Annotated in this window: 3 protein-coding genes; all 3 read left to right on the top strand. The window is 63.0% G+C overall.

Annotation, left to right across the window (positions count from 1 at the left end; all coding sequences use genetic code 11):
- Positions 1 to 430: 430 nt before the first annotated feature.
- The 3 genes from VQ042_RS24845 to VQ042_RS24855 all read left to right on the top strand — a co-directional run bounded on the left by VQ042_RS24845 (position 431) and on the right by VQ042_RS24855 (position 3,756).
- Positions 431 to 865: an SOS response-associated peptidase family protein gene (locus VQ042_RS24845; protein ID WP_442880230.1), complete on the top strand. Its 435-nt coding sequence runs from the start codon at positions 431 to 433 to the stop codon at positions 863 to 865.
- Between the two features lie 255 nt (positions 866 to 1,120).
- A complete protein-coding gene (locus tag VQ042_RS24850; protein ID WP_331822939.1) occupies positions 1,121 to 1,528 on the top strand; it encodes a L,D-transpeptidase in 408 nt (135 codons plus the stop codon).
- A 281-nt stretch (positions 1,529 to 1,809) separates the two neighbouring features.
- Positions 1,810 to 3,756: an ice-binding family protein gene (locus VQ042_RS24855; protein WP_331822940.1), complete on the top strand. Its 1,947-nt coding sequence runs from the start codon at positions 1,810 to 1,812 to the stop codon at positions 3,754 to 3,756.
- The last annotated feature ends 230 nt before the right edge of the window (positions 3,757 to 3,986 follow it).

Below are 3,986 nucleotides of genomic sequence, written 5' to 3' on the forward strand. Positions count from 1 at the left end.
CCTTCCAGTGGACAAAAACCGCCGACGATATTCTCGAACGGGAACGACGTGCGCGGGACAAACTCGATGAAGTCCGAGGCAACAGGTAGCAAGTGTCGGACTCGGAACACTAGCTGGCGGTTCGCGGCCCCAGCGGTCACAGTCTCGCCCAACGACAAGTTGTGGTCCGCCAAGACAGCCAAGGCGCGCAGAAGCGCCTCCGGAGGATCGCATGGTTCAAGGCGGTCGTGGCGGTATCGCATACAGGCCAGTCGTTGCTTGCCAAGCGCGCCTGCTCCCACCTGTCTCCACGGCGCAAGTGATCATCGAAATCCAGCGCGATCCGCCCACCGTGTAGCCTCGTGGGCGAAGTACTCCGAGCACATGCCGCTCTACCGCCAGGCGCAGGTCTTCGCCCGGCAATCGAGCTGGATCGCTCGACGCTTGCCGAATGGGTCAGCCGGGCCGACGTCCGCAATCACCGCCGATCCAGTCGGTTGGGCCGGTCGGCGGACGATCCGAAACCGCGGAGCAGATTGCCGCGCACGAGAGCCGCCCCTTAATGGCGTTCGCCGGGATTTGGACGAACTGGACCAGCGTGCGGAAGACGAAGGAGGGCGAGGTCAACGTCCACCTCTACGCCTTCCTGACCACCGATCCCAACTCCCTGGTCGCGCCGATCCATCCGAAGGCTATGCCCTTCATCCTCCCCGACCCGGAGGAGATGGACACCTGGATGCGCGCGGAGTGGTCCGAAGCCTCGGCGCTACAGCGGCCGCGTCACCGTCAGGCAGACGTCTCAAACCTCCCGGCGATGGCGCCTTCAGTTCGGTCATCGCCGGTCTGGGAGTCCCTCCTGAGCGAGACTCCATGCTCGCCGGTATGATTTCCTCGCATTTCGGCTTTAAAGGAGTAGGCTGCGAGCGCGATCTTGTCGCCCGACGCATCGTCGTAGAGCCGACCGCGCACCTGCCGGCGACGGCCGGATCGTCGGCACCCCTATGTCGAGGTTGCCTCCTTGCCTAAAGTTTCCCGCCCGCGCCGCTGCCCCTGGAGCCTGGTTTCCATTGCGCTACTGTCGACGAGCTTCCTTGCCGATGTTGCTGGCGCGGCGGAGCGTGTTCGCGTGGACACGGGAGGATTGGAGACCGGGGCGATCCTGGTGAAGACGGCGGAACGCCGCCTGTATCTCGTTGTCGGACCCGGCACAGCGATCGGCTACGACGTCGGCGTCGGCAGGGCCGACCGCCAGTGGACCGGCACTGCGACTATTACGGGGAAATATATCCGCCCGCACTGGGCACCGCCGCTCGCGGTGCTTCGCGACCGACCCGATCTGCCCAGCTTGATCCCAAGCGGCGCGCCGAACAATCCGATGGGTGATGCGGCAATGACACTGTCGGGCGGCGAATACGCTATTCACGGCACCAATCGGCCGGGCTCCATCGGCGGATTTGTGTCCTATGGTTGCATTCGGATGCATAATGCGGACATCCTGGACCTCTATGCGCGCGTCGGCGTCGGCACTTCGGTGACGGTCATGCGCTAGGGGGTCGGCGCCCTGCAAGATCTACGACCCTTCGCTGCGTCTCTCACAATGCCTTAAATACTGATTTCTTGGGCTTTCACGCCATCGCAGATAGTTCCTCCGCCTAGAGCATCCGGCCGCTGCCCGATGGCGCTGATTTCAGGATGATCGAGCCTCCATGCCGCTATTTGCTCAGAAGCGCGATGTGGTCCGACTGCAATTCTAAGTAGATTATATTTGCTGAGATCATCTCACAAAAAGCGACTAAGGCTTTGTGAGAGCGGAAAATATGGGGTCTCACGATGAAGGTACTTTTGGGGGCGAAGCTCACTTTGGCTGCCCTTGCCGTCATCGGCGCCGGAGAAACAAGTTCGCTGGCACAGAGCCTTGACAGTTTCGGCGTGCTGGCGGGATCGACTGTCACTAACACGGGACTGACCGTCATCAATGGCAATGTCGGCGTGAGTCCGGGGACTACCGTCATCGGGTTTCCGCCTGGTATCGTAACGGCCCCCTATAGGACCTTCTTCAATGATGGAGTTGCGCTCCAGGCGCAGGTCGACCTGACGACCCAGTACACCGACCTGTCTAACCGGCCGGCAACGGTGAATCTTACCGGGCAGAACCTCGCCGGGCTGACACTGGCCCCAGGCGTGTACCAGTACGACACCTCCGCCCAGCTGACGGGGACCCTGACGCTGGACGCGCAGTTCAATCCGAACGCAGTCTTCATCATTAATATCGGCAGCACGCTAACGACAGCCAGCGCCTCCAGCGTATCGCTCATCAACGGCGCGCAGGGTGCCAATGTCTTCTTCGTGGTTGGAAGCTCGGCTACGCTCGGGACCGAGACCACACTTGCTGGGCAGATCCTGGCACTGACGAGCATCACCCTTACCACCGGTGCGGACATCACCTGCGGAGCCGCCTTGGCCCGCAACGGCGCGGTGACGCTGGACACCAACACGATCTCGGTCTGCCCGGCGGCGACCGTGCCGTTGGTTCCGGTGGTGACCCCGCCGCCTGGAGCCATTTCCGTTGCCGACGGCATCGACTCGTTCGTCGCACAAGGCGGTGAGCTGCCGCCGATCTTCCGCTTGCTGACGCCTGCACAAACGGTCCTCGTCTTGGAGCAGCTGACCGGCGAGGTCGCTTCGTCCGTCGCACCGGCCGGCCGGCAAGCGATGAATTCGTTCATGTCGCAGATTTTCGACCGCATGAACGACGACGATGGGCGCTATGCCCCGGTCATCGCCGCTCAGCAGCCCGAGGGTCCTGCAACGGTCCGGGTTCTCGGCTATGGCCCGGAGACCGGCACGACCCTGCAGATGCTTGGCGGTGTCGCGATGTACGGCGCTCCGGTCGAAGCCCCGGCGCCCCAGGCGAAACCCTGGAATGGCTGGATCTCGGCCTATGGCGACGCGACACGCACCGACGGCGACAGCTATTGGGGATCGCATGATCGGGAGATCAACACGGTGGGCGTCGCCGTCGGTGTCGACTATGCGCTCACTCCCGACACGATCGCCGGATTTGCCGTCGGTCTGGGCAGGAGCACGTTCGGTCTCGACGGCGCCAGCGGCTCCGGTGAGAGCGATATGGCGCATGTGGCGATCTACGGCCGGACCAATTTCGACGCTGCCTATGTCGCTGCTTCGATTGCGGTGGGCTACAGCGACGTGTCGACGGAACGCGACCTGACGATTGGCACCACCGAGCGCTTCGATGCCGACTTCTCTGCCTGGAACCTGGCGGGCAGGGTGGAAACCGGCTACCGGTTCGATGTCCCCGACATCGCCGTGATGCCGGGCCGCGGTTGGGTCACGCCCTATGCCAGCCTGCAGGTCCAGCAATATTACACCCCGGACTACAGCGAGACTTCGGACAGCAATTCGATCTTCGCCCTCGACGTCGAGTCGAGCAACTCGACCGGCGTACGGACCGAACTCGGCGCTCGGTTCGGCCAGAATATTCCCCTAGCCAAAGACGCAACGCTCAAGCTGCGAAGCCGTATCGCCTGGGCGCATGACGGGGTGTCGGGTGAAACCCTCCACGCGAGTTTCCGGGACTTGCCGGGGTCGGATTTCCAGATCAAGGGCGCCGACGAGTCCGGTGATTACCTGCTCGCCTCGGCGGGAGCCGAGGTGCTCTGGTCCAGCGGCCTGGCGGTCGGTGCTACCTTCGACAGCGAAGTTTCCAGCGATTCCTACACGCTCTCCGGCATCGGACTGATCAGCTACAGCTGGTAGAGTATTGCCGGCCGGCGCCACTCCGCGCTCGGCTACCTGTCGCTCTTCAACTACGGAACGAAAGCCGTTCAGAGACCGGAAACCGACGCTGCGCCAGTCTCCGAAAACCGGATGGCCTGATAGTGTCCCACCATGTGGTGTAGCTGACGGCGATGGCCGTGCGGTTCCGGCCAAGCCGGATTGATCAGCGTGCCACGGCTGGCAGGCTAACGAACGGATCATCGCTCAAG

It is taken from the genome of Aurantimonas sp. A2-1-M11, from assembly GCF_036549475.1.
GTDB lineage: Bacteria > Pseudomonadota > Alphaproteobacteria > Rhizobiales > Rhizobiaceae > Aurantimonas.